The sequence below is a fragment of the Sphingobium sp. S6 genome (assembly GCF_905120495.1).
Taxonomy (GTDB): domain Bacteria; phylum Pseudomonadota; class Alphaproteobacteria; order Sphingomonadales; family Sphingomonadaceae; genus Sphingobium; species Sphingobium agri.
In genome coordinates this window covers 39,677-64,089 of the sequence record NZ_CAJHOG010000001.1, presented here as the reverse complement: position 1 = coordinate 64,089, position 24,413 = coordinate 39,677, and the positions used below count along the sequence as shown (strand labels likewise).

Here is a 24,413-nt window from a genome sequence, read left to right as displayed (position 1 = left end):
AAGTCCGGGGTGACGATCATTCAAAACATGATCATGGACGATTTCCAAGCGCTCCAAACCGAGTGCTGGTTAGGAAATCGGCAAACAAAGGATCAGAGCGCGCGGCCGTTGCGGCCTGCCAGTTCCGCCACATATTGCCAGGCGACGCGGCCCGACCGGCTGCCGCGCTGCGTGGCCCACTGAATCGCTTCGAGCGGGTCGAAGCTGAGGCCAAGGCTGTCGGCATAGCCGGTGACGATGTCGACATAGGCCTGCTGGTCGATGGCGTGAAAGCCGAGGCTGAGGCCGAAGCGGTCGGACAGCGCCATCTTGTCGTCGATGACGTCGCGCGGATTGACGGGGTCATCCTGCTCGGAAAGGTGGCGCGGAACGATGTGGCGGCGGTTCGAGGTGACGTAGAGGCGGACATTGGCGGGCCGCGCCGCCGTCCCGCCCTGAAGCAGGGAGCGCAGCGCACGTGCGTCGCCGACGCCGCCTTCGTCAAAGCCAAGGTCGTCGAGGAAGAGGATGAAAGGCCGCTGCGTCGTGCGCAGGAGCGAAAAGAGGCGCGGCAGGCTGGCCAGTTCATCGATCGCGCATTGCAGCAGGGCGATGTCCGCCCCTTCCCGCTGGAGCCGGTCGACGACGGCCGCTACCACGGCGGACTTGCCCGTGCCGCGCGCGCCCCAGAGCAGCACGTCATGCGCGGCATGGTGCGCGGCGTGGCGGCGGGTGTTTTCGAGCAGCGTCGCCTTTTGCGCGTCGATGCCGGTCAGGAGGTCGTAATTTACCGGCTCGAACGCATCTACAGCCTGGATCGCGCTGCCATCCCAGACATAGGCGGATGCGGCGCTGAGGTCCGCCGAGGGCGCGGGCGGCGGTGCCATGCGCTCCAGCGCGCTGGCGATGCGGCTGAGGATATCGTCGGTCATGCGGCGGGCTTAGCCCCCCTGCCCCGCCTCGGCAAGGCGAACGGGCCTGTCATTCTTCTGTAGTAATGGACTTTTACTCCACGTCGCAGGGGCTTATATCGCGGGGGCCGTGACCATCCCAAATCCTGTCTATTCCACCCGCATCTGCCGCTATGGCACCGAAGCCCTGCGCGAGGCCGCCTTGCTGATCCGCGCGGGCGAGCCGGTCGCGGTGCCGACCGAGACGGTCTATGGCCTCGCCGCCGATGCGACGGACGATAGCGCGGTCGCGGCAATCTACAGCGCCAAGGGGCGGCCAAGCTTCAACCCGCTGATCGTCCATGTCGCGGACCAGCAGATGGCGGAGCGGCTTGCCGTCTTTTCGCCAGTGGCGGACCGGCTGGCAGCGCGCTTCTGGCCCGGCGCGCTGACCATGGTGCTGCCGGTGCGGGAAGGAAGCGGCCTGTCATCGCTGGTGACGGCGGGCCTGCCGACCGTGGCGTTACGCCTGCCCGCGCACCCCGCGATGCGGGCGCTGATCCGGGAGAGCCACCGGCCGCTTGCCGCGCCGTCCGCCAATCGCAGCGGCGCGATCAGCCCGACGCGCGCGGAGCATGTGCTGGCCAGCCTCAACGGCAAGGTGCGGCTGATCCTGGACGAAGGGCCGACGAGCGAGGGGCTGGAGTCGACGATCGCGGCACCGGAGGAAGATCGCATCCGGCTGCTGCGGCCCGGGCCGGTGACGGCGGCGATGCTGGAGGAAGCGAGCGGGCTTCCGGTGGTGGTCGGGGCGGAGAAGGCCAGGATCGAAGCGCCGGGACAGCTGGAAAGCCATTATGCGCCATCGAAGCCGGTGCGCCTGAATGCATTGCGGGCGGAGAAGGATGAATATCTGATCGGCTTTGGTCTGATGCCATGCAATCTGAACCTCAGCCCCGATGCCGATGTGCAGGAAGCGGCGGCCAACCTGTTCGCGGCTTTGCATGTGGCCGATGCGAGTGCTGCTTCGCATATCGCGGTGGCGCCCATCCCGGACGAAGGGATCGGGGTGGCGATCAATGATCGGTTGCGGCGGGCGGCGGCTTGATCCGGCGGCTGTTTGGTTTAGGTGCGTGGGGCGCGGAGGCACAGGATATCGTGGCTTGGCGCCTTAGATCGAAATCACGCCCACCCCGTTCGGGCTGAGCTTGTCGAAGCCTCCCCTAAGCCTGCCGAAGGGCCCCTCTGTCCTTAAAAAGTGGAGCCCTTCGACAGGCTCAGGGCGAACGGAGGAGAGTATTGAGGTCAGCGGGGCCTGCGCGCTCAATAACAATCCCGATAGCCAGCGCGTTTGCACTCGCGACGGCGTTGTTCTTCGGCTTCCTTGCGTTCGCGGGCTTCGCGTGCCTCTTGCTTGCGCATGCGGCGACCGTAGTTGCGGTCGGACTCTTCCTGGCTGGTGGTCGCCCAGTCGGCGGCCTGCGCCCCGGCGCGGACCGGCAGCGTGGCGACGTCGAGCGCCGTCTTTGCGATGCAGCCCGGCAGCGTGAGCATGATAGCGGCTGCGGCGATCGTCATGAATGGGCGCATGAATATTCCCCTGTGAACTGCTGCGGGCATGGCATGGTCTGGATTAACCTTAGCCTAAGCGCTTCTGGGGTTTCCAATCTATTCCCGTCCGGGATGAGCCTGTGGAAGCCTCGTTCTTCTAAGAAAAGGAAGAACGAGGCTTCCACAGGCTCAGGGCGAACGGGGAAGGGTGTTGGAAGAAGCGGCTCGCTGGCGCTCGCTACCCACGCCTTCCCCCTCCCTTTAAAAGGGAGGGGCCTATTTTTGGTAATCAGCCTTCTATCCGTTCGGCGAAGCCCTTGCGCAATTTGGCGAGCTTGGGCGGGATGACCGCCATGCAATAGGGGTTCCGGTCACCGACGCGGTCCCAATATTTCTGGTGGTAGTCCTCGGCGGGATACCAGGGCGCGTCAGGCTCGATCGTGGTGACGATCGAGTTCTGATGATCCGGTTGCGCGCGAGCGATCGCGGCCTTGGCTTCCACTTCCTGCTCTGGCGAATGGGGGAAGATGGCCGAGCGATATTGGGTGCCGATGTCGTTGCCCTGGCGGTTCAGCGTCGTCGGATCATGCGTGGCGAAGAAGATGTCGAGCAAGTCGCCATAGGAGATCTCCTCGGGATCATAGGCGATGCGGATCGCTTCGGCATGGCCGGTCGCGCCGGAGCAGACCTGCTCATAGCTCGGGTTTGGCAACTGGCCGCCGATATAGCCGCTCTCGACTGACCGGACGCCTTTCAGATTTTGGTAGACCGCCTCGGTGCACCAGAAGCAGCCACCTGCCAGCGTCGCGATGTCTTCGGCCATTCGCTTGGTTCCTTATCCTGTGTGGCGCACAAGATAGGGACGGTCAGGCAGTGGTTCCAGCCTGCCGCGTCGCTGACTGCGCCTTGGCCCGTTCCTCGGCGACCAGTTCCTTGCGCGACAATTTGCCGACCAGCGTCTTGGGCAGGTTCAGGCGGACTTCGACCTCGCAGACCTTTTCGTGCTTGCCGAGCTGCGGGTTGAGCCAGGCTTTCAGGCCCTCGCCATCGATGTCCGCGCCCTCCTGAAGCGTGACGAACGCCTTGGGGCATTCGCCGCGATAGGCGTCGGGGATGCCGATCACCAGCGCTTCCTTGACGGCGGGGTGATGGTAGAGCACCGCTTCGACCTGGCTTGGGAACACCTTGAAGCCACCGACGGCGATCATGTCCTTCAAACGGTCGACGATCTTCACATAGCCGTCCTCGTCGATGAGGCCGACATCGCCTGTGCGGAGCCAGCCGTCGACAAACACGTCCTTGTCGGCGTCGGGGCGTTGCCAATAGCCCTTCATGATCTGCGGCCCGGCGAAGACTAGTTCGCCCGGTTCTCCGGCGGGCGGCGGGCGGGTCGGGTCTTCGCGATCGACCAGCTTGACGTGGGTGCCGGGGATCGGCTGGCCCACGGTGCCGGACTTGTTCAGCCCTTCATAGGGATTGGAGCAGACGACGGGGCTGCTTTCGGTAAGGCCATAGCCTTCGACCAGCTTCGCGCCGGTCGCAGCCTCGAACCGCTGCTTGACTTCCAGCGGCAATGGCGCGCCGCCCGAAATGCAGAGGCGCAGCGAGGAGAAGTCGATGTTGGGCGTCGCCGGATGATCGAGCAGCGCCTGAAACATGGTGGGCACGCCGGGCATCGATGTGGGGCTGGTCCGCTGTATCGCCGCGAGCACCTGCACGGCTTCGAAGCGGGGCAGCATGACCATCTCTCCGCCATTCAGCACCGTGCGGTTGAGAACGCAGGTGTTGGCGAAGACGTGGAAGAAGGGCAGCACCGCGATGATGCGATCGACGGCCTCCGGGTGGGGATCGATGAGGCGGATCTGGCGGGCGTTGGCGGTCAGATTCTGGTGGGTCAGCATCGCGCCCTTGGGCCGCCCCGTGGTGCCGCCGGTATATTGCAGCAGGGCAACATCGTTGACGGGATCGATCTCCACAGCCGCCGGATCTTCGCCATGGCGCAGCAGGTCGGCATAGTTGGTGATGCGCGGATCATGGGGGATCTGCGCCGTCTCCTTGCGCTTGAAGAGGCGGAAGAGGACCGACTTGGCAGGGGGCAGTGCTTCGGCCACGCAGCCGACGACGAGCCGTTCCAGGCTGCTATTGTCCAGCACCTCCAGCGCGGTCGGCAGCAGCGCCTTGGCGGACAGAGTGAAGAGGATCTTTGTGCCGCTATCCTCGACCTGATGTTCCAGTTCGGCGGCGGTGTAGAGGGGGGAGAAATTGACGACGATCGCCCCCGCCATCATCGCTCCATAATAGGCGGCGACATAATGGGGGACGTTGGGAAGGTAGAGGCCGACCCGGTCGCCCTTGCGCACGCCCATGTCCTGAAGGCCCTTGGCCACGCGGCGGATGGCGTGCAGCATCTCGCCATAGGTTGTGTGGCGGCCGAGGAAATCGATCATCGCCGCGTCGGGATTGGCCTTCGCGCTGGCGACGACCATGTCGACCATCGACAGGGGGGGAAAGGACTGATCCCAGGCATTGGGATGATTATAATGGTCTTTCCAGACCGCTTCGCTGCTCTCCATTAAGGCAGGTGTAAGCCGGACCCCTGCTTTACGCAAGCGTAAAGCAGGGCGTCAGAAGAGGATCAGACCTGACCCTGGTTGTTGCTGAACGGGTCGAGGATGGTCGCGGCGCCCGAGATCAGGTCGGACTCGCTCTTCAACGCTTCCTCGGCGCGGCGGGCGGCATCGTCGCGCTCGCGGCGCAGTTCTTCGATCAGCGCTTCGCGGTCGCCATCCAGGCGGGAGTCGGTCGGCGCTTCAATACCGGCCTTCTTCGCGGCCTTCGTCACCAGCGCATCCAGTTCGCGCTGTGAGCAGAGGCCGAGCGTCACCGGATCCTTGGGCACGATGTTGGAGATGTTCCAGTGCGTGCGATCGCGGATCGCGGCAATGGTGGTGCGGGTGGTGCCGATCAGCTTGCCGATCGCGCCGTCCGAGATTTCCGGATGGTTGCGCAGGATCCAGGCGATGCCATCGGGCTTGTCCTGACGCTTCGACACCGGCGTGTAGCGCGGCCCCTTGGTACGGCGAACCGGCTCGGGACCCTTCAGCATCTTGAGACGGTAATCGGGGTTCGCCTCACCCTTGTGAATTTCGTCCATGGTGATTTCATGGGCACGAACGGGATCGCGGCCGGTATATTTGATGCCAGCCGTGTCATCCGCGATCGCCTGTACTTCCAGGATGTGCAGCCCGCAAAATTCCGCGATCTGATCAAAGCCGAGCGCGGTATTGTCGACCAGCCAACTGGCGGTCGCATGGGGCATGAGAGGCTGGGACACGAGGATTCTCCGGCACTAAAAACAACAAGGGCCGCCCAAGCAGGGCGGCCACGCCCGTCCTGAGATAGTGCAAGAAGCCCGGTGGAGCAAGGAAAAGCGTCAGGCCGCGCTGTCTCTCGCGGCGGCATCGATGCAGTGAAGGCCAGTGAGAAACTCGTCGGCGCTGCGTGCCCAGCTGAAGCGTCGGCCTTGGGCGGCGCAGGCGGCACGATCGCCACGCAGCGCGAGGGCGATGGCGTCCTCCAGATCATCGGAAAGCGCGCCACTCGCCGGGGTCACGATGTCGATCGGGCCGCTGACGGGATAAGCGGCGACGGGCGTCCCGCAGGCCATCGCCTCTATCATGACAAGGCCGAACGTGTCGGTGCGGCTGGGGAAGACGAACACGTCAGCCCCCGCATAAGCGCCGGCAAGCTCCGCCCCGAACAGCGGACCGAGAAAATGCGCGTCCGGATAGGCGGTTTCCAGCTGGGCCCGGGCGGGACCATCCCCAACGACGACCTTGCTGCCGGAATGCGCGTTGCCGAGAAAGGCTTCGAGATTCTTCTCGATCGCGACGCGGCCGACATAGAGCTGGATGGGCCGCGGCAAGCTAGCGAAGAGCGCTGGCGGCTCTGCCTCGGGCGTGAAGGCGGCAAGGTCCACGCCCCTGCCCCACGGCCGCACCTGCGCCAGGCCATGCGCGCGGAGCTGCTGCCGCACCGATCCGGTGGAGACGAGCACCGCCCGAGCAGGACCATGGAACCAGCGGATATAGGACCAGAACCAGCTGGCGGGCAGCCCTGTCCGGCGCGAGACATAGTCGGGGAAATGCGTGTGATATGCCGTGGTGAAAGGCACCCCGCCCCGCAGGCACCAGCGCCGCGCAGCCAGACACAATGGCCCCTCGGTCGCGATATGGACCGCGTCCGGCTGAAAGGCCGCGATCGCCTCGCCCACGACGCTTGATCGGACGAATGCGAGCCGGATTTCCGGATAGGTCGGGCAAGGGAAAGAACCGTAGAGGTCGGGCGAGATGATCTTGACGGCATGACCCCGCGCCTCAAGCTCCGCCATGATGGTCTGGAGCGTCCGGACGACGCCGTTCACCTGGGGCGACCAAGCGTCAGTCACGATGACGATGCGCATCAGGCGGCCATCTTCGCGTCAGTGGCGGCGGTGCGCGCGGCAACCTCATCGGCCCAGTGCAGCACCTCCATGCGGCCGTCGAAATGTTCAACCAGCGCCGTGCAGCCTTCCACCCAATCGCCATCATTATAATATTGGATGCCGCCGATCTCGCGCATTTCGGCATTATGGATATGGCCGCACACCACGCCATCGACGCCGCGCGTGCCCGCCTGATGCGCGACGACCTCCTCGAAGCGGGAGATGAACTCGACCGCATTCTTGACCTTGTGCTTGGCCGTCTTGCTGAGCGACCAATAGGGCAGGCCCATGCGTTGCCGAACGGCGTTCACCACGACGTTCAGGCGCATCAGCAACGTGTAGGCCGCGTCCCCCACGAAAGCGAGCCATCGATGGGCGAGCATGATGGTATCGAACTCGTCCCCGTGCAGCACGAGGAGCTTGCGGCCATCGGCGGTCTCATGGATCGCCTTGCGCCTGATTTCGACGCCGCCGAAGCTGAGGCCGGTGAACTGGCGGAACATTTCGTCATGATTGCCGGGAATGTAGACGACGCGGGTGCCGCGCTTGGCCCGCTTCATGATGCGCCAGACCACGTCATTATGCGCGGCAGGCCAGTAGAAGCGGCGCTTCAACTTCCAGCCGTCGATGATATCCCCGACCAGATACATGGTGTCGCTATCGACGCTGTCGAGGAAGTCGATCAGCATCCGGGCGTTACAGCCGCGCGTGCCGAGATGGATATCGGAGATCCAGATGGTGCGGTAGCGTTTGCGCTTCCCCGCACGCTCTGGCGTATCGAGGCTGTGCGTGCCTTCATCCGTGTCCGCCAGAAAGGGCAAGCGCGTGATGGCATTCATGAAACGGGCCTTTGGAGCTGTTGTCCTCGGGACCGAATCCTTAGCCGGGCAATGTTACAATCCCGCACCGAATGTGACGGAATTGCTACTGTGGCACCGCGTCAGACGGTCAGCACGATCTTGCCGAAATGCTCCCCGGCATCCATCCGCGCATGAGCCCGTGCCGCCTCGGCGAGCGGAAAGCGCTGGTCCATCGCCGGCCGCAGCCTGCCTTCCTGGACGAAGCTCCAGACCTCACGGACAATTTCATCGGCGACCAGGCTCTTGAAGGCGGAGGAGCGGGGGCGCAGCGTCGATCCGGTCAGCGTCAGCCGCCGGGACATCACCGCCGGAATGAAGATTTCCGCCTTGGCGCCGCCCAGCACCGCGATGGATACATGGCGGCCATCTTCGGCAAGGCATTGGAGGTTGCGCGGCACATAGTTCCCGCCCACCATGTCGAGCACCGCCTGCACGCCCTGCCCGCCGGTGATGCGCTTCACCTCCTCGACAAAGTCCTGGTCCCGGTAATTGATGGCGTGATCCGCGCCCCACGCCTTCGCCTGCTCGCATTTCGCGTCGCTGCCGCAAGTGACGATGATGGTGATATCGAACAGGCGGCAAAGCGAAACCGCCATGGTGCCGATGCCGCTGGTGCCGCCATGCACCAGCACCGTGTCGCCGCCGACGACATAGGCCCGCTCGAACAAATTGGTCCAGACGGTGAAGAGCGTCTCTGGCAAGGCCGCCGCCTCGACAATGTCATAGCTGTCCGGAACGGGGAGGCACTGCCCGGCAGGCGCGACCGCATATTCCGCATAGCCGCCGCCCGGCAGCAGGGCGCAGACGCGCTGGCCGATCAGCCGTCCGGCGCTGCCGCCAGCCGCGACGATGGTTCCGGCAACTTCCAGCCCAGGAATGTCCGAAGCGCCCGGCGGCGGCGGATATTTTCCTTGCCGCTGCAAGACATCAGGCCGGTTGACGCCCGCCGCCGCCACCTGGATCAGCACCTCATCCTCGGCCGGAACCGGCACAGGGCGGCGTTCGGGCACCAGCGCCTCAGGGCCGCCCGGAACGGGAATGGCGACCGCCATCATTTCCTGGGGCAACGCCGCCTCAATCGCCATGATCACGTTCCCCCAGCCCCATCATCAAGCCGCAGCTGAAATTCGCCAGCGGCTCAAGCCCCTTATTGACAGAGCCGCCGCGAGGGTCAACATTGGCATATATGGACATGGACGACGATCTGCCTCGCAAGATTGATGATCCGCTGGCCCAACTGCTTCGACAGGATTTGGGTCCCTTGTCCCTTGCCGATCTGGAAGAGCGCATCGCGGCGCTGGAGGGTGAAATAGCCCGCACCAGATCAAAGATTGAAAGCGCCGTTAACCACAAATCAAGTGCCGAGGCGTTATTCAAGCGATGAACCCGCGCCCCGCCCCCTGCGGCCCTGAACAGGGTCTCTTCGGGCACGGGCAGTCTGGCAATTCCGGCGATCAGGGACCCCTCCTTGATCCGCCGTCGAGCAATGCCGACATATGGTTCAAGACAGCCCCTCTTGCGGGCTCAGGAGTAGAATAGAAATGCCATCTTTCGCACCCGCCCTTGAAACCACGTTGCACAACGCGCTGACCCATGCGTCGGAGCGCCGCCACGAATATGCGACGCTGGAGCATCTGCTCCTCGCGCTGATCGATGACGAGCATGCTTCGAAGGTGATGCAGGCGTGCGGTGTAGAGCTTGGCGAACTGGGCGACGCCGTCACCCAATATCTCGACAGCGAACTCGACAGCCTGAAGCTGGAGGGATCAAGCGACCCATCCCCCACCAGCGGTTTCCAGCGCGTGGTCCAGCGCGCCATCCTGCACGTGCAATCTTCCGGAAAGGATGAAGTGACGGGAGCCAATGTGCTCGTCGCGCTTTTCTCCGAGAGGGAGAGTTACGCCGTCTATTTCCTCCAGCAGCAGGACATGAGCCGACTGGATGCCGTCAGCTACATCAGCCACGGCGTCGGCAAGGGTACTGCCGCTCCTGAACAGAGCGCCGCCAAGGGCTCTCAGGAGGAGGAAAAGAAGGCGCAGGACAGCAAGGGCAAGAAGGACAGTGCCTTGGAGCAGTTCACGGTCAACCTCAATGAGAAGGCGACGCGGGGCAAGGTTGACCCGCTGATCGGCCGCAGCGCCGAAGTCGACCGGACGATCCAGATCCTGTGCCGCCGGTCGAAGAACAACCCGCTCTATGTGGGCGATCCGGGCGTCGGCAAGACCGCGATCGCGGAGGGCTTGGCGCGCAAGATCGTCGAGGGCGAGGTTCCCGACGTCTTGAAGGAAGCGGTGATCTATTCCCTCGACATGGGCGCGCTGCTCGCGGGCACGCGCTATCGCGGTGATTTCGAGGAGCGGCTGAAGGCTGTCGTCACTGAACTTGAGAAGATGCCGCATGCGGTCCTCTTCATCGATGAAATCCACACCGTCATCGGCGCTGGCGCCACCAGCGGCGGGGCGATGGACGCGTCCAACCTGCTCAAGCCCGCCTTGTCGGGCGGCACGATCCGTTGCATCGGCTCCACCACCTACAAGGAGTTCCGCAACCATTTCGAGAAGGACCGCGCGCTGCTGCGCCGGTTCCAGAAGATCGACGTCAACGAACCTTCGGTCGAGGACACGGTCAAGATCCTCGCGGGCCTGCGCAGCGCCTTTGAGGAACATCACAACGTCAAATACACCCCCGACGCGATCAAGGCGGCGGTGGAGCTGTCGGCGCGCTACATCAACGATCGCAAACTGCCGGACAAGGCGATCGACGTGATCGACGAAGTCGGCGCGATGCAGATGCTGGTGGTGCCGTCGAAGCGCAAGAAGACGATCACACCCAAGGAGATCGAGCAGGTCATCGCGACCATGGCCCGCATCCCTCCCAAGACCGTCTCGGCCGACGACAAGTCCGTGCTGGAGACGTTGGACACGGATCTGAAGCGCGTCGTGTTCGGCCAGAACCGGGCGATCGAAGTTCTGTCCTCCGCGATCAAGTTGTCGCGGGCGGGCTTGCGCGATCCGGAAAAGCCGATCGGCAGCTATCTCTTCTCCGGCCCGACCGGCGTCGGCAAGACGGAGGTGGCGCGCCAGCTGGCCAACCTGCTCGGCATTCCGCTCCAGCGGTTCGACATGTCGGAATATATGGAACGCCACTCGGTCAGCCGCCTGATCGGCGCCCCTCCGGGCTATGTCGGCTATGATCAGGGCGGCCTGCTGACCGATGCGGTCGATCAGAACCCGCACAGCGTCCTCCTGCTGGACGAGATCGAGAAGGCCCACCCGGACCTGTTCAACATCCTATTGCAAGTGATGGATAATGGCCGCCTGACCGATCACCATGGCAAGACGGTGGACTTCCGCAACACCATCCTCATCATGACCACCAATGCCGGTGCGTCGGACATGGCGAAGGAAAGCATCGGCTTTGGCGAACTGACCCGCGACGATGTGCAGGAAGATGCGGTGAAGAAGCTCTTCACCCCGGAATTCCGCAACCGTCTCGATGCCATAGTTCCCTTCGGCTATCTGCCGCCGGAGATCGTGGCGCGGGTCATCGACAAGTTCGTGCTCCAGCTGGAACTGCAACTGGCCGACCGCGACGTCCACATCACGCTGGACGACGAGGCGAAGGGCTGGCTCACCAAGAAGGGCTATGACAAGCTCTACGGTGCTCGCCCGATGGGCCGCCTGATGCAGGAAAAGATCAAGCAGCCGCTCGCCGAGGAACTGCTGTTCGGCAAGCTGGTGCATGGCGGTGAAGTGCATGTCCGGCTGAAGGACGAGGCGCTCGCCTTCGAGATCATCCCGGCGGCCCCCAAGAAGGGCAAGAAGGGTGGCAAGGCCAAGCCCGCCGAACCGGCCAAGTAAGCGGCCTGAAGCGGATGAGATGAAAGGGCGGCTCCTGAAGCCGCCCTTTTTTTTGGGGGGCAAAGAGGCCGGGATCAACTTGTCCCCCCTCCCGCAAGCGGAAGGGCGCCAGGGGGTGGGCCAGCGCAGCAGCCGAGGCAACCACCAAACAAAATTCCCGATAGTCCACAGCCTCGACTTGCGGCACTCTCCCTCTCACGCACTTAAGGGAGAACCCCATGCCCACAGACATCGCGTTCTACACCAACCCCATGTCGCGCGGACAAATCGCCCGCTGGATGCTGGAGGAGATTGGCCAACCCTACGACATGACCATCCTCGACTATGACAGCACGATGAAGGCGGCCGACTATCTCGCCATCAACCCGATGGGCAAGGTTCCCGCCATCGTACACAAGGGCAAGGTCGTGACCGAGGCCGCTGCGATCTGCGCCTATCTGGCCGATGCTTTCCCGGACGCCGGTCTCGCCCCGCCCGTCGATCAGCGGGCCGACTATTATCGCTGGCTGTTCTTCGCCGCTGGTCCGGTCGAGGCGGCGGTCTCCAACAAGGCGCTCGGCCTCACTGTGCCCGAAGGCCGGGAGCGCTCGATGGGCTATGGCAGCTATGACCAGACCGTCACCACGCTGGAGAAAGCGGTGTCGGGCGGCCAATGGATCTGCGGCGACCAGTTCACCGCCGCCGATGTTTATGTCGGCTCCCAAGTGGACTGGGGCCTGACCTTCGGCACCATCGATAGCCGCCCAGCTTTCGAAGCCTACGCCGCCCGCCTGCGCGAACGCCCGGCCTACAAACGGCAGAAGGAACTGGACGGCGCGCTCATTGCGCAGATGCAAAAGTCATCCTGACTCCTCTTGAACTACCCCATAGAAAAAGGCCCGGCGGATCACTCCACCGGGCCTTTTCGGTTCGTCTGCGAGCGTGCGATCAGTCGCGATTGCCCATGAAGCGCAGCAGGAACAGGAACATGTTGATGAAGTCGAGATAGAGGTTCAGCGCCCCCATGACCACCGACTTGCCCATCATGTCGGTCCCTGCGACATGGGCGTAGATGCTCTTGATCTTCTGCGTGTCGTAGGCGGTGAGGCCTGCGAACAGCAGTACACCGATGAAGCTGACCACCATGTCCAGCGCGCTAGAGCGCAGGAACAGGTTGATGAGCGACGCGACCAGCAGGCCCACCACGCCCATGATCAGGAAGGTGCCGAAGCCGGACAAATCCTTCTTCGTCGTATAGCCCCACAGGCTAAGTCCCGCAAAAGCTGCAGCGGTGGCGAAGAAAGTCTGGGCGACCGACGTACCGGTATACACCAGTAGAACCGATGAAAGCGAAAGCCCCATCGTCACCGCATAGGCCCAGAACAGCGCCTGCATGGCGACCGTCGACAGCCGGTTCATGCCGAAGCTCATCACCATCACGAAGGCAAGCGGTGCGAGCATGATCACATATTTCAGAATGCCCGGCCCAGCCAGGATCTGGTAGGCAAAGCCGCTGGACGCGAACAGCATCGCGACGATGCCGGTCAGCAGCACGCCGCTCGCCATATAGTTGTAAACCGATAGCATGTAGCTGCGCAGGCCAGCGTCGAAAGCCTCGCCGCGCGCCACTGTCGCCCCGCCGAAACCGGCAATATTCGATCGGGGGTCAGACCAATTGGCCATGAGATAGTCTCCTTCGCCGGCGCACTTTCGCCGATATCGCTATTATCGCCCCATATGAGTGGCAATTCAAGGGAAGAGCCAACGCTCCGTGGAAGGAATAGCGCCACATCGGCACGCTTGTCCGCTAGCGCCTCGGCCGGGCCTCACTATATCGGCAACATGCACCGCCTGTTCGTCGCCATTCGCCCGCCGGAGGACATTCGGACGCGGTTGCTGCCGTTGATGGGCGGCATTGCCGGAGCACGCTGGCAGGATGACGATCAACTTCACCTGACGTTGCGCTTCATAGGCGATGCCGACCGCCACCACGCCGATGACCTTGCGAAAGCGCTGTCGTCCCTTCGCTTTTCCCCCTTCTCGCTCTCCTTGGCGGGCCTCGGCCAGTTCGATCGCAAGGGACACACCCATATATTATGGGCAGGCGTCCAGCCGCACGATGCTCTCCAACACCTTCACCGGAAGATTGACCGCGTCTGCGTCGCAGCAGGCTTCCCGGCAGAAGAACGCGCCTACCTGCCCCATATAACCCTGGCGCGCTTCGGACGGAGCGGCGGCGATACGGAAGGCTTCATCACCCATCATGCCGGTCTCTCCAGTGCGCCTTTCACGGTAGATGAATTTGCTCTGTTCGAAAGCCATTTGACCCAGAGCGGCGCGCATTATGAGATTGCGGCGACCTACCCCGCCACGTCCGCCGCTTTATAGAGAGTGCGCGCGTCCACCAAGAGCATGCTGCCTTACGCAGCGGACAATATCCCACAGGCGATGCGCCCGCCTGCATTCCCCGCAGGATCGGTCTTGTTATCATCCGCCTGCGCATGAACCACGATCGCGGCGCCATCAGCGTCGAGCACAGCATTGGCTCCGCTACGTAGCGTAGCGCCAGCTATCACGAACTCCATCCGGCCCGTGCCATCGGCACCAGCGGTGAGGTTCGGCATATCCCCCATGTGCATGCCCGCAGGATTGTCCTTGCCATGCTGCCGGGCCGTGGGGTTCCAATGGCCGCCCGCGCTGGCAAAGTCGGGAGGCGTGCAAGTACCCGTCATGTGCACATGAACCGCATGAACTCCAGGGGTGATCCCCATCGCCCGTACCGCCACATGCAAGCCGTCCACCGCTTCCGTCACCATGGCCTCGCCGCGGCGCGAACCATCCGCCGCCAGAAGAACGGCGCGGGCGCTGGAGGCTCCAGCGGCCCCGCTATTGACGGTGCTGACGTCAGTGCTTGCACATGCGGCAAGACTAAGGGCGAGCGGCGCGAAGACGATTGCAGCACGTTTCATGATCAAATGCACTCCCGATGAAGCATGGCTGGCGAACGCAGCAAGACGCTGTTTGTTGCGCATATAGTTCAGAATGCCAAGCCGACGAGCGGATCGCCGCCGCTCCCCTTTCCTCCGGTGCTGTGCAGCACCATGTCGCCCTACACCCCGCAAAGGAAAAGGGGCCGGTCTTTCGACCAGCCCCTCAACCTTGATCCATCCCGAAAGATGGAGATCTTGCTTACTGACCCGAACCCGGACCGTAGGTGATTTCCACACGACGGTTCTGCAGTTCGCGAACACCGTCGGCGGTTTCGACGCGGGGGTTCGATTCACCGAACGCCTGGGTCGTCATCACACCATCGGGGATGCCCTTCGAAGCCATGTAGGCCTTGACGGCGTCCGCACGGCGCTGCGACAGGCCGACGTTGTACGAGGCCGAACCCGAACGGTCCGCATAGCCTGCCAGCATGACCTGGGCGCTGCCGCAGTTGCTGTAGGCCGAAACCGCGTTGTCCAGAATGGTGGCGGCGTCAGGCGTGATGTCCGACTTGTCCCATTCGAAGAAGACGATGTACGGCCCAGGGCTGCACTCAGCGACCGGCGGAGGCGGCGGCGGAGGCGGCGGGGGCGGCGGGGGCGGCGGCGGGGGCGGCGGCGGAGCAGCCGGTTCACCACCGAAGTTGTAGGTCAGACCCAGCAGAAGGCTATGCGTGCGCAGCTTCGTTTCGACGTCACCGCCAGCAACGCCCACCGCAGTGGTGTAAGCCGGGACGAGGTTGATATCGTCCTGGTTGAAGAAGCGATACTTCAGCGAAACGTCGAGGTTGTTGGTCAGCGGATAGCGAATGCCAGCCAGCGCCTGCCAGGCGAAACCGGTGTCGCTGTCGTTGACCAGGTCGTTGGCGAGCTTGGCGCGCGAAACGCCGACACCGCCGCCGACGAAGCCCTGCAGGCCATCGTCCGAACCGAAGTCAAGCAGACCGTTCAGCATGAACGAGAGAGCCGAGACGGAGCCGCCGAAGCCGCTGTTGTCCAGGTCGACCTTAGCGCGCTTGTAGCCGGCTTCGGCTTCAAGGCGGAAACCACCGAAGTCGTAACCGATGACGGCGTCAGCGTCCCAACCCTTGTGGTAGTCCACATTTTCCAGCGTGGTGCTGGCGGTGGGCAAGCCGGTCGACGGATCGAAACCGGGGCTGAAAGTGATGTCCTGATCTTCAACGATGGTGACGCCGGATTCGATACCGATATACCAGCTATCATCACGCGCCAGGGCCGGGGTGGCCAGGGCACTGGTCGCAAGCGCAGCCGCGAGGGCAAGCTTCCGCATTTGGATTCCCCTTTCAAAAGTGTCACGAAGGACTGCTGAAACCATGTATCGGCAAGAAAGTTTCATGGCAAGTCCACATTTGGTGAAACTGTTGCCAAAATGCATCAGGGGACTGCGGGAGCCCCGATATATAAGCATTTCCGTGCACCAGCACTGTAAAAGTCGGGCACGTTCAAGTCATGTTTCGATCAGTCCATGATCCCGCATCGCGGACAAAATAGCCGCTATGGAACTCCTCGCTTCACTGTCGATGGAACCCCCTCCCACGGGGTTGTCGATCGCCGGACGCCGCGTCCCCACCACGCGCAAACCTCCGGCATAGAGCCCATCGCTCCGCACGGCGCCGTCCGCCCATCCGTGGCCATCGAATTGCATGACATGCCCCCTGTCCGCCACCCACAGGACCAGACCCGCACGAGGCTCGGCATAACGCCATCCACCATCGGTCCAGCACGCAACCAATCCCTCCCGGCCAAGCCAGCTTCCCGTCGCGCCCGCAGCGATGATCCAGCATTGCCCTTCCCCGGGCGACAGCGGCGGCGTACCCTCGTCCGCGCTCTCCACCTGGCCGTGCAACAGCATGTCGATCCTTGCCAAAGCCTCGTTATGGAACAGTTCCTTCTGAGCCTGCCCGGCAAACAGGTTCGGCAGCGCCCAGCGCGGCGTCGCATCGCTCGTCATATGTCGGATTTCCTTTCCATTCTCGATTATCAGCCAGGCAGCATGATGCACGCGGGACGTCCCAGGGCGAAGGACCCGATCTGCCGGACCTCGATCGTCAAAGCGCCCCCGCCGTCGGCATCGAAGGCAGCGGCCCCGTAAGTCCACTGCGCCGACCCGGTTTCTATCCGCCGAAGCAAAGCGCCAGCCGCCAGAACGCGCAGTTCATAGCGCTCCACCTCCTCGCCCATTGGCACATCCGCCCCGCTGACCCACCGCCAGCCGCTCCTGCTGCGCCGCACCCATCGAATGTTCCAGCCGCCTGCCCCGTCAGATAAGGCGCGCAGGTGAACGGGCGCTACCGGAGTGACCGCCTCGCCGCTGACGGCCAGTTCTGCCTCCACCGGCTCGGCATCACCGATCCCCAGAGCCGCAAGGCGCAGCGTCATGCCGATCTCACTGTTGCCCGTCCCGGCAAATGGCTCGGTGAGCCGTTCCTCCTCGATCAGCAGAAACGGCTCATCAGGACCGTGTTCGGCCATAGCCCACTCGGTTCCGAACAGTCCACGGCGCAGCCCCTCCAACCGGAAACTCGCCGCACCCGTCTGCACCGCACGGGAAAATTGCAGAAGCTCTCGTCCGACCATGCAAATATTGCGCCCTTGCGCCAGCGCCGCTTCATCCGCGTCGCCCAATTCCATGTCATCGGCCAGCAACGTCACATGCAGGCTGTTGACCGCATCGATCAACACGCAGCTCCCCTGCCCCAGGACCTCGTCCGCCTGCCCCATCACCGCGCGAGGCGCCGTGCGGCCAACCGGGTCAGCCTCCCCCGCACCGCTCATCGCGAAGAGGGCCGCGCCCCGCCATCCTTCTCCGCCACTTGCCGCCGCCGCGATCAAGGGCGCCGTGGCGGCCGCGTCCCGCAACGGCGGAAGGTCGACCAGCATCAGCGATGTGGGTCCTGGCGGAGCATCCACCTGCCGCACGATGGAACCGGATGATGCACCCGCAGGCAACACACCCCCGGCTCCAGGCACCCGCCGCAGCGCCAGCCGCACGGCCATCGCCTCCCATTCCCGCTCCTCGATCCGCCAGCGCCCAGACACATTCTCGACCGTCACGATATCGCCCGGATCGTGTCGCAGAGCCTCCCACCCGCACCGCAGCGTCATGGCCGATCGCCCGGTCCAGTCATGGCCCAAACGTCGCGCCGCCAGCCGTCGTGCCGCATCGGCGGGCATGGTGACGGGCAGATCGATGCCACGTTCGATCCGCCCCGTCCCTGGCCGCGTCACCCGCTGCACCCCCGCCTGATAGTCGCGCGCCGCATCATAGTGGCGCAGGGCGAGCGCCACCGGCACCGCCTCGACGCTCCCGCCCGTCTGCTCGACAGCGTCGATGGCTCGCCCATTCACACGCTTGCAAAGCTTAGCCTGGCCGACCTCGGCCTCGGGCTCATCCCGAGCCGTTCCGATCAGCCGCAGCCCATCCTCCCCAGCGGCAAAGGCAAGGTCCCACGCCTCCACCAGCGGCGTGATCGCCTCCACCACATCGGTGCCGCCTGCCGCAAATCCCTGCACGCTCTCATCCCCAGCAGCGGCAAGCAGGCGGCCACTCAGGTCCATCGCCACCGTATCGATCGCCACCATCCCCGCATCCGCCTCGACTTCGAAGGTCAGCGAAGGAATGCGGTTTCCGAAATCGGCAAGCTGCAAGTCCTCGAACACGGCATAGGCAATCCCGCGATGCGCGGGCGCCTTGGCGATGCCCTCCGCCGAAGCGATCAACGGGTCGGCCGCCTGATCTTCCCCGCCCAGGTGCAGGCGAAACGCGTTCAGTCCCGACTTGAAATCGCCCGCCGCGCCGCGCAGCAGATTGCCGTCCGCCCAGATGCGCCGCACCGCCCGCACCCGCCGCGCCGACAAGGCCACGGCAAAACTCGCCGAATAGCTGTAGCTGGTGACGCTCGGCCGCCCCTTGCCGCCGCCGCTCCGGTTGCGCTTTTCCTTAAGGTCCGTCGCCCAGATCACCGAACCCGCGACACGCATGGTTCCGAACAGTTTCGGGATCTGCGCGCCATAGCTCGACGTCTGCAACTGCAATTCGGTGAGCCGCCTGCCCTCGCGCCCCTTGGGCTTGAACAGCACCGCCTGATCGAAACTGCTGCCGATCAGCCCGCCGATCGCTCCACCCAGCGGCCCGCCAATGGCGGTGCCGAGCGCCGTCAGCACTAAAGTCGCCATGTCTCCTCCTCTATCGTCCGCCAATGGCCGATGACGGGCCAGGGCGAAGGCCCCGGCGTCTCGACCACGCGTCCCAGTCCCGCATGGGCATGGACATGCCCGCCAGGGACCAGGATCATCAGATGCAATTGCAAAGGTCCCGGCCGCGCGAGCACCACGTCGCCCGCCTTGGGCCGCTCGACAGCCACCAATCCAGCCTGCGCCAGCCAGTCACGGGCCAGCGCCTCGTCCCCTGATCGCAGCCCATAGCCTCGCGGCAGGGCAGCCTCATGCCCCGCCTCCGCCAGAGCAAGCGCCGCCAGCCCGACGCAATCCACGCCGCTCGCCCTGCTCCGCCCCTGCAGGCGGAACCGCGCCCCCACCAGATCGCGCGCCGCCGCGACGACCCGGTCCGCTTGTACGCTGCTCATGCGCCCGGATAGCGCGTCAGCAGGTCCGTCCCCGGCAGATAGGGCTCCCCCCGGAAATTCACGACGTTGCCGAACCGCGCCCGGCATGCCTCCAACTGCCGATCACACCCCTCCGTCAGCAACGCCAGCGTGCCCGGCGCGACGGCAAAGGAGGGCGGGTCCGACAGGGTAAGCAGGCTCGCCCCATTATCCACCACCCCCTGCACCGCGCCAGCATTGGGTCCCGTCATCCACCGCAAGGTGCCAAAGGCATAAACTCCCTCCGCCAACCCCGCCGCGCTCACCTCAACATCATCGACGGCCTCCACCGTCACGACCTTGCGTCGCGCCGCCAGATCGACCCGGCACTGCCGGTCGCCCAGCCGCGCCCGGCAATCGGGCGATGTAGAGGGCGCGACCGGAGCCTTCAGCGCCGCCATCGCCCCCACCAGCTCCGCCGTGAACGCCCCGCCCTTGCGCGCCACGCTGCCGATCTCCCCCTTCGCCAGCAGCCACCACAGCACGCCCGGCGCTTCCCATTCGGTCAGCCGCAATTCCAGCGCAGCGCCATCCCAGCGCCCCGCCATCAGGTCCGCCTCATTGATCGCATCGGCGATCAATGCGCCAGCCAAGTCCGTATCACCCGCTTCCGCGCTGATCCCGCTGCGAATAGCCGAAGGCATCATCCCCGGCGCAGCGCGATAGCGGATATGCCCGATCTCCAGGTCCCGGTCATGGCTGGTGAGCCCGATCGTCACCCCGTCCCGCCGCTCCAGCCGCCAGCAGAAGGCAAGCGTCGACAGCGGCTTCCCCAAAGCCTCCACCCCGCTCATTCGCGTATCTCCACCAGCGGCACCGAAGGCGCCTCGCCCGCCGAAAAGGTCGCGCGATTGATGTCCAGCCTGTCCTCGGCAAAGCGCACCGGCACGTCGAAGCGATAGCCCGCCGTCAGCAGCGCGCCCGGCGCAGGCGCCTCGTCAAAGGCGATCACGCCCAGCCCCGCATGGCTCCAGCCGCTCATGATCTCGACGCCATTCACCGCCACCCTGATGCTGCCCGCAACCGGCCGGGTGATCCGCCGCGCCTGCGCCTCCTCGCCCTCGCCATAATAGCGCTGCAACGGAAACTCCGTCCGCACGCCGTCCCCGGTCCCCAGACGCTGATCCAGCGCAGTCGGCACCATCCCCGGCCCGCAACTGCGATCATCATAAGGATCAGTGAAACGAAATCCCCGCGCCGCCCCGCGCCGCGCCCGGAAAAAAGCGATCAGCGCGACAATGTCCGCCTCCGATCGCACGCCCGGCCCCGCATCGAAGGACAGCCGCGCATCCGCCCAATCACTGCTCCGCCGCTCATGGCCGGACGGGCTCTCCACCACCTGTGTCGAGAAGGCGGGCGACAGGCTCGCCTCCCGCCCGATGGCGATCGGAAACGCCACATCGTCAAAGGCTTGCATCTCATCGTCCCCCTGAAGTCTGAAGCAGGTGAAGCCATCCCGTGCCACCTGCGGCAGCGCCCAGATGAAGGTCGCCGCCGTCCCCCGCCGCACCGCCGCCTCCGCCGCGTCAGCGATCTGCCGCCACTGCGCCGCCTGCTCACCCAGCAGCACGAAGCCCGAAAAATAATGCTGCTCCTCCACCGGATAGCCGAGCCGCGCCGTCGCCACCTCGATCCCCCTGGACGTGCGCGTAGGGCGGCCCTCCGTCACCCAGTCATAATCTTCCAGCTGCAACACATCGAAGGCGGGCGACGCCCAGCCGATCGGCATGTTCGCCCGCTTCGCCTCCGGAGCCAGCGGATCAAGCACGGTCGGCAGATAGGCGAGCAAATGCGTCACCGCCCCCGGCGCCACCCCCTTCACCCAGGCACAAAGCGCCGCGGTCGAAGCCGCCAGCACTGCCCCCGCCTGATCCAGCAGAGCCTTTTGCGGGCCGCTCAAAGCTCCCCGCACGTCGCTGATCGACACCGGGCTCCCGCCAAAGGCCGCCCGCGCCGCTGCGTCGTAAATGCAGATCCGCCCATCGGCAGGCATCACCCACCACCATGGCTCACCCACCTGAAACTTGATCGGAATCCCAGCGCTTAAGCCGATGGAAACAAAGGCCCCAGCCACTAACCGCAAATAGCTCATCGCTCCGTCATGCGCGGGCGACAGCAATGTCGAAGGCGGCGACCATCCGGTCAGCGCGGGATCGCCATTCTCCGCCCGCTGCTTCCAGTCGTTCCAGCAATGCGCGTCCAGCAGCTCATAGGAAAGCGACCAGATCACCCCCAGCCGTAGCGCCTTCGCCCGCCGCGCAAAATCCGCATGCCACGCCGCACAAGGCGCATTCAGCACGCCTCCGGCAAGGCTGACGTAAAATCCGCCGCCCAGCGGTTCGAGCCGGAAATAATGGCTCATTCCCACATAATGGTTGATGTCGCCGCGATAGCCCAGCGCATGGATCGCTTCGACAATCCGCTCGGGCGTCTGGTTGAAACAATCATCATAGCCGGTCGCCATCGACAGCCCATGTTCGGGCACCATCACATCGCCGACGCTCAGCACAGACCCCGCGCCGTCGCAGCGGATGTTCGACAGCTCGGCCCATCCCTCGACCCCCGCCGCAAAGGCTGTCGTCCCCGCGTCATAGCCGGGGGAGCCAAGCGAAATGAACATCCGGTCGACATCGCCCGCCCAAACCGGATCAGCTTCGCCCGGCAGCAGGAACCCGCCATCCAGATCAGCGAAATTCAGAACGACTTCAGCATCTTCCGCCGTGCCGCTCGCATAATTCCACAGCCGCACATACCAGGACTTCGCATTGCCCGCAGCATCCCGCCCCTCGATCGTCAGCGTCGGGCCATGCACCTCGTCCAGCCGCTTGAGCCCCCCGCTCCGCCAGCGGAATCGCAGCACGCACGCGCGAAAATCGCGAGCCGTCTCATAGGCCAGCAGCGGATGGCTCCACTTATCCTCCGCTTCCCAGATCAACCCCGCCAGATCGCCCGACCCATAAAAGACCGCATCCACCCGCAGTGCATCCGGCGCGGTCGTGACCACGCTTGCCATCATCGGCCGCGGGAAGTTCACCGTCCAATGCGTTGGCGCGAAACGCTTCATAAAGCGCTCCTCCTGCCCCCGCCGCGCGTCCGCCAGCCAATAGCCCAGCCCACTCATCCGTTCAGCGCCCCCCTGACCGCTCGTGCTACCTGCCGCGCGCTCCGCGCCAGCATCCGGGCGTTATCGAACCCTTCGCCGCGCCCCTGGACAGCGATGCTCACCCGCACATCACGCCCGCCACCGCCGCCATGTGCGACCACCTGGCCGCTCGCCGTGGGCACGAACAATTCCGGCCCCCGCTCGCCCACCACATAGGCGCGCCCCGGCGACACCGGCCCACCCGTCGCCCGCCCCGGCAGACCCAGCGCAGCGGCACCCAATGTCAGCAGGGAACCACCCACACCCCCGACACTTGCCGCGCCAGACCGCACCGCTCCGGCGGCGATTTCCTCCAACACCGACAACGCAGCCTGCTTCAGTTCCTCAAAACCAAAGCGCCCGCTCCGCACCGCCCGCAACAACCCCTGCTCAATCCGCCGCCCAGCCCGCTCCGCGCCTGAAGCCAGCGGCCCTTCCAACGCCCCCCGCATCGCCTCCACATCGCGCGACAAGCCCTGCGTATCCGCCCGAACCCGCACCACCAGCGTCTCGATTTCCTCGTCCATCCCCACCTCCAGCTCAGACAAAAAAGCCCCTCCACTTGAGGGGAGGGGTTGGGGTGGGGGCGCGCCCCACACGATACCTCCGTTCGTTCGAGCGCAGTCGAGAAACGGAAAGCACCCACCTCAATCCGGCATCACCCCCCTGAGCCGCGCCAACTCCCCCGCATCCATCCCAACATCCATATCTTCCTCCTCCCCCCTCGCGGCCCGCAGCACCGCCTCCAGTTCCACCGGCGTCGATCGCCAGAACTCATCCGGCCGCCAACCCAGCAGCCATCCCGCAACGCCAGCCAGCCGCGCCGCCGCTTTGAAGAAGCTCATCGTCCCCCCAAAATCTGCCTGATGATGCCGCCCAGCACCGGCGACAGCTTCGCCAGCCCCGCCTCGACGATCGCCTCGCCCAGCCTCTCGCGCGTCAGCCCTTCGGGCGGATCGGCCAGGCAGTGCCAGAACAGCCCCGCCATGTCGGACAGCGACAACTTGCCCGCAGCCGCCCGCTCCACCAGTTCGAACAGCGGCCCCAATTCCTGCTCCGCCGCCACCAGCGCCGCAAAGCTCGGCCGCAGCCGCAAAGTCTCGCCAGCCAGCTCCAGCGCAGCCTCGCCCCTCGCACGATTGGCCGCGCTCATTCCGACACCACCGGGCCGGAGCTTTCCAGGCTCAGCGCATAGTTGCGCTCGCCATTATAATCCCCGGCATAGTCGAGCCGCGTGACCAGGAAGCGCCCGCGCATCCGCTCGCCACTTTCGAAGCTCAGCTCAAACTGCTCTATCGTTCCCGCCAGCGCATGGTTGCGAATGCGCACCTCGGCGGCCGACCCGGTAAAGATGCCCGCCGCCGACACGCTGACGGATCGCACCCCCGCCCCCGACAACAGCTCCCGCCACCCGCCGGAATCCTTCGACGTCACATTGACGCCCTCGCCATTTACCGACAGCTGCGTGGTCCGCATTCCGGCGACAGTTGCGTATGCGACAGGCGTCCCGCCGTCGCCCACTTTCAACAGAAACGCGCTTCCCTTTTCCACTCCCATGGAGCATTCTCCCGTAAGATAAACCGTGCCTGAATTGCGATTGGAGAGGTTCGAATGCTGTTCGCTGCTCCCCTCATGATGATGCTGGCCGCCACCCCGCAAAGCGGCGACGCCGTAGGCGCTGGCCGCAAGGCGTATTCCGAGTGCCTGTCAAAGGAAGTCGGCCCCGCGCTCGACAAGAAACTGACGCTTGGCGACTTCCAGTCCACGCTGAAATCCAAGTGCAGCGCGAAGGAAGCCGCCTTCCGCGCCGCCATCGTCGCTGACGACAAATCCACCGGCATGTCCGACAAGGACGCCCAGGCAGACGCAGACGACCAGATCGCCGAATATGTCGACAAGATCACCGGCGAGTTCGAGGATTACTCCAAACCGGGCGGCTAAGGCACCGGAAAGAAGTTCCTCGCAGCCGCCTCCGTTCGCTTCGAGCGAAGTCGAGAAGCGTCACGCAATCCGTGTCTCGAGAACCGGGTTAGCGGGGAGACGTGACAACCCTCTGA

General features: G+C 64.6%; 26 protein-coding genes. 6 read left to right on the top strand and 20 right to left on the bottom strand.

Annotation, left to right across the window (positions count from 1 at the left end; translation table 11 throughout):
• Positions 1 to 92: 92 nt before the first annotated feature.
• On the bottom strand, positions 93 to 911 hold the full coding sequence (locus tag SPHS8_RS00340; protein WP_201513424.1) for an ATP-binding protein: 819 nt from the start codon (positions 909 to 911) through the stop codon (positions 93 to 95).
• A gap of 109 nt (positions 912 to 1,020) precedes the next feature.
• On the opposite strand from SPHS8_RS00340, the gene SPHS8_RS00335 reads away from it, so the two are divergent.
• Positions 1,021 to 1,977, top strand: a complete 957-nt coding sequence (locus SPHS8_RS00335) for an L-threonylcarbamoyladenylate synthase (RefSeq protein ID WP_201513423.1) — start codon at positions 1,021 to 1,023, stop codon at positions 1,975 to 1,977.
• Positions 1,978 to 2,192: 215 nt separating this feature from the next.
• On the opposite strand, the gene SPHS8_RS00330 is transcribed toward SPHS8_RS00335, so the two are convergent.
• The 7 genes from SPHS8_RS00330 to SPHS8_RS00300 form a co-directional block, all read right to left on the bottom strand.
• The gene (locus SPHS8_RS00330) at positions 2,193 to 2,459 is read right to left on the bottom strand and encodes a hypothetical protein (RefSeq protein ID WP_236574897.1); all 267 of its coding nucleotides are present in this window, start codon (positions 2,457 to 2,459) and stop codon (positions 2,193 to 2,195) included.
• 250 nt (positions 2,460 to 2,709) lie between these two features.
• The gene (gene msrA, locus SPHS8_RS00325) at positions 2,710 to 3,243 is read right to left on the bottom strand and encodes a peptide-methionine (S)-S-oxide reductase MsrA (protein ID WP_201513422.1); all 534 of its coding nucleotides are present in this window, start codon (positions 3,241 to 3,243) and stop codon (positions 2,710 to 2,712) included.
• Positions 3,244 to 3,286: 43 nt separating this feature from the next.
• Positions 3,287 to 4,993 carry a long-chain-fatty-acid--CoA ligase gene (locus tag SPHS8_RS00320; protein ID WP_201513421.1) on the bottom strand — a complete coding sequence of 569 codons (1,707 nt, stop codon included), beginning with the start codon at positions 4,991 to 4,993 and terminating at the stop codon, positions 3,287 to 3,289.
• Between the two features lie 62 nt (positions 4,994 to 5,055).
• On the bottom strand, positions 5,056 to 5,739 hold the full coding sequence (locus SPHS8_RS00315) for a DUF1013 domain-containing protein (protein ID WP_097091145.1): 684 nt from the start codon (positions 5,737 to 5,739) through the stop codon (positions 5,056 to 5,058).
• A 114-nt stretch (positions 5,740 to 5,853) separates the two neighbouring features.
• Positions 5,854 to 6,882, bottom strand: coding sequence for a glycosyltransferase family 4 protein (locus SPHS8_RS00310; RefSeq protein WP_201513420.1), 1,029 nt, complete (start codon positions 6,880 to 6,882; stop codon positions 5,854 to 5,856).
• Positions 6,882 to 7,742, bottom strand: a complete 861-nt coding sequence (locus SPHS8_RS00305; protein WP_201513419.1) for a UDP-2,3-diacylglucosamine diphosphatase — start codon at positions 7,740 to 7,742, stop codon at positions 6,882 to 6,884. The genes SPHS8_RS00310 and SPHS8_RS00305 overlap by 1 nt, the downstream gene beginning before the upstream one ends.
• Before the next feature lie 101 nt (positions 7,743 to 7,843).
• Positions 7,844 to 8,848 (bottom strand): NAD(P)H-quinone oxidoreductase, encoded by a 1,005-nt coding sequence (locus SPHS8_RS00300; RefSeq protein ID WP_201513418.1) that lies wholly within the window; start codon positions 8,846 to 8,848, stop codon positions 7,844 to 7,846.
• Positions 8,849 to 8,949: 101 nt separating this feature from the next.
• On the opposite strand from SPHS8_RS00300, the gene SPHS8_RS00295 reads away from it, so the two are divergent.
• From SPHS8_RS00295 to SPHS8_RS00285, 3 genes are all read left to right on the top strand, one after another.
• Positions 8,950 to 9,147, top strand: a complete 198-nt coding sequence (locus SPHS8_RS00295) for a DUF1192 domain-containing protein (protein WP_097091141.1) — start codon at positions 8,950 to 8,952, stop codon at positions 9,145 to 9,147.
• 157 nt (positions 9,148 to 9,304) lie between these two features.
• A complete protein-coding gene (clpA, locus tag SPHS8_RS00290; protein ID WP_201513417.1) occupies positions 9,305 to 11,623 on the top strand; it encodes an ATP-dependent Clp protease ATP-binding subunit ClpA in 2,319 nt (772 codons plus the stop codon).
• 218 nt (positions 11,624 to 11,841) lie between these two features.
• Complete coding sequence (locus SPHS8_RS00285) at positions 11,842 to 12,471, top strand: glutathione S-transferase family protein (RefSeq protein ID WP_201513416.1); 630 nt, start codon at positions 11,842 to 11,844, stop codon at positions 12,469 to 12,471.
• 79 nt (positions 12,472 to 12,550) lie between these two features.
• On the opposite strand, the gene SPHS8_RS00280 is transcribed toward SPHS8_RS00285, so the two are convergent.
• Entirely contained in the window at positions 12,551 to 13,285 is a 735-nt protein-coding gene (locus SPHS8_RS00280; RefSeq protein ID WP_201513415.1) for a Bax inhibitor-1/YccA family protein, read from the bottom strand.
• Positions 13,286 to 13,444: 159 nt separating this feature from the next.
• Here SPHS8_RS00280 and thpR point away from each other — a divergent pair, with 159 nt between their 5' ends.
• A complete protein-coding gene (thpR, locus tag SPHS8_RS00275; RefSeq protein ID WP_201514818.1) occupies positions 13,445 to 13,990 on the top strand; it encodes an RNA 2',3'-cyclic phosphodiesterase in 546 nt (181 codons plus the stop codon).
• 32 nt (positions 13,991 to 14,022) lie between these two features.
• On the opposite strand, the gene SPHS8_RS00270 is transcribed toward thpR, so the two are convergent.
• The 11 genes from SPHS8_RS00270 to SPHS8_RS00220 form a co-directional block, all read right to left on the bottom strand.
• Positions 14,023 to 14,571, bottom strand: a complete 549-nt coding sequence (locus SPHS8_RS00270) for a superoxide dismutase family protein (protein ID WP_201513414.1) — start codon at positions 14,569 to 14,571, stop codon at positions 14,023 to 14,025.
• A gap of 220 nt (positions 14,572 to 14,791) precedes the next feature.
• Positions 14,792 to 15,880, bottom strand: a complete 1,089-nt coding sequence (locus tag SPHS8_RS00265; RefSeq protein ID WP_201513413.1) for an OmpA family protein — start codon at positions 15,878 to 15,880, stop codon at positions 14,792 to 14,794.
• A 177-nt stretch (positions 15,881 to 16,057) separates the two neighbouring features.
• A complete protein-coding gene (locus SPHS8_RS00260; RefSeq protein WP_201513412.1) occupies positions 16,058 to 16,561 on the bottom strand; it encodes a DUF2793 domain-containing protein in 504 nt (167 codons plus the stop codon).
• 29 nt (positions 16,562 to 16,590) lie between these two features.
• Complete coding sequence (locus SPHS8_RS00255) at positions 16,591 to 18,786, bottom strand: phage tail protein (RefSeq protein ID WP_201513411.1); 2,196 nt, start codon at positions 18,784 to 18,786, stop codon at positions 16,591 to 16,593.
• Positions 18,774 to 19,196, bottom strand: a complete 423-nt coding sequence (locus SPHS8_RS00250; RefSeq protein WP_201513410.1) for a peptidoglycan endopeptidase — start codon at positions 19,194 to 19,196, stop codon at positions 18,774 to 18,776. Before SPHS8_RS00250 ends, SPHS8_RS00255 begins: the two co-directional genes overlap by 13 nt.
• Positions 19,193 to 20,008, bottom strand: a complete 816-nt coding sequence (locus SPHS8_RS00245; RefSeq protein ID WP_201513409.1) for a DUF2163 domain-containing protein — start codon at positions 20,006 to 20,008, stop codon at positions 19,193 to 19,195. The genes SPHS8_RS00250 and SPHS8_RS00245 overlap by 4 nt, the downstream gene beginning before the upstream one ends.
• Positions 20,005 to 22,335 carry a DUF2460 domain-containing protein gene (locus SPHS8_RS00240; RefSeq protein ID WP_201513408.1) on the bottom strand — a complete coding sequence of 777 codons (2,331 nt, stop codon included), beginning with the start codon at positions 22,333 to 22,335 and terminating at the stop codon, positions 20,005 to 20,007. Before SPHS8_RS00240 ends, SPHS8_RS00245 begins: the two co-directional genes overlap by 4 nt.
• Positions 22,332 to 22,883: a tail tape measure protein gene (locus SPHS8_RS00235; RefSeq protein ID WP_201514817.1), complete on the bottom strand. Its 552-nt coding sequence runs from the start codon at positions 22,881 to 22,883 to the stop codon at positions 22,332 to 22,334. The genes SPHS8_RS00240 and SPHS8_RS00235 overlap by 4 nt, the downstream gene beginning before the upstream one ends.
• A gap of 120 nt (positions 22,884 to 23,003) precedes the next feature.
• Positions 23,004 to 23,201, bottom strand: a complete 198-nt coding sequence (locus SPHS8_RS00230; protein WP_201513407.1) for a phage tail assembly chaperone — start codon at positions 23,199 to 23,201, stop codon at positions 23,004 to 23,006.
• Positions 23,198 to 23,509 carry a gene transfer agent family protein gene (locus tag SPHS8_RS00225; RefSeq protein ID WP_201513406.1) on the bottom strand — a complete coding sequence of 104 codons (312 nt, stop codon included), beginning with the start codon at positions 23,507 to 23,509 and terminating at the stop codon, positions 23,198 to 23,200. The genes SPHS8_RS00230 and SPHS8_RS00225 overlap by 4 nt, the downstream gene beginning before the upstream one ends.
• Positions 23,506 to 23,913, bottom strand: a complete 408-nt coding sequence (locus SPHS8_RS00220) for a phage tail tube protein (RefSeq protein WP_097091129.1) — start codon at positions 23,911 to 23,913, stop codon at positions 23,506 to 23,508. The genes SPHS8_RS00225 and SPHS8_RS00220 overlap by 4 nt, the downstream gene beginning before the upstream one ends.
• Before the next feature lie 54 nt (positions 23,914 to 23,967).
• Here SPHS8_RS00220 and SPHS8_RS00215 point away from each other — a divergent pair, with 54 nt between their 5' ends.
• Positions 23,968 to 24,297 (top strand): hypothetical protein, encoded by a 330-nt coding sequence (locus tag SPHS8_RS00215; RefSeq protein WP_201513405.1) that lies wholly within the window; start codon positions 23,968 to 23,970, stop codon positions 24,295 to 24,297.
• The last annotated feature ends 116 nt before the right edge of the window (positions 24,298 to 24,413 follow it).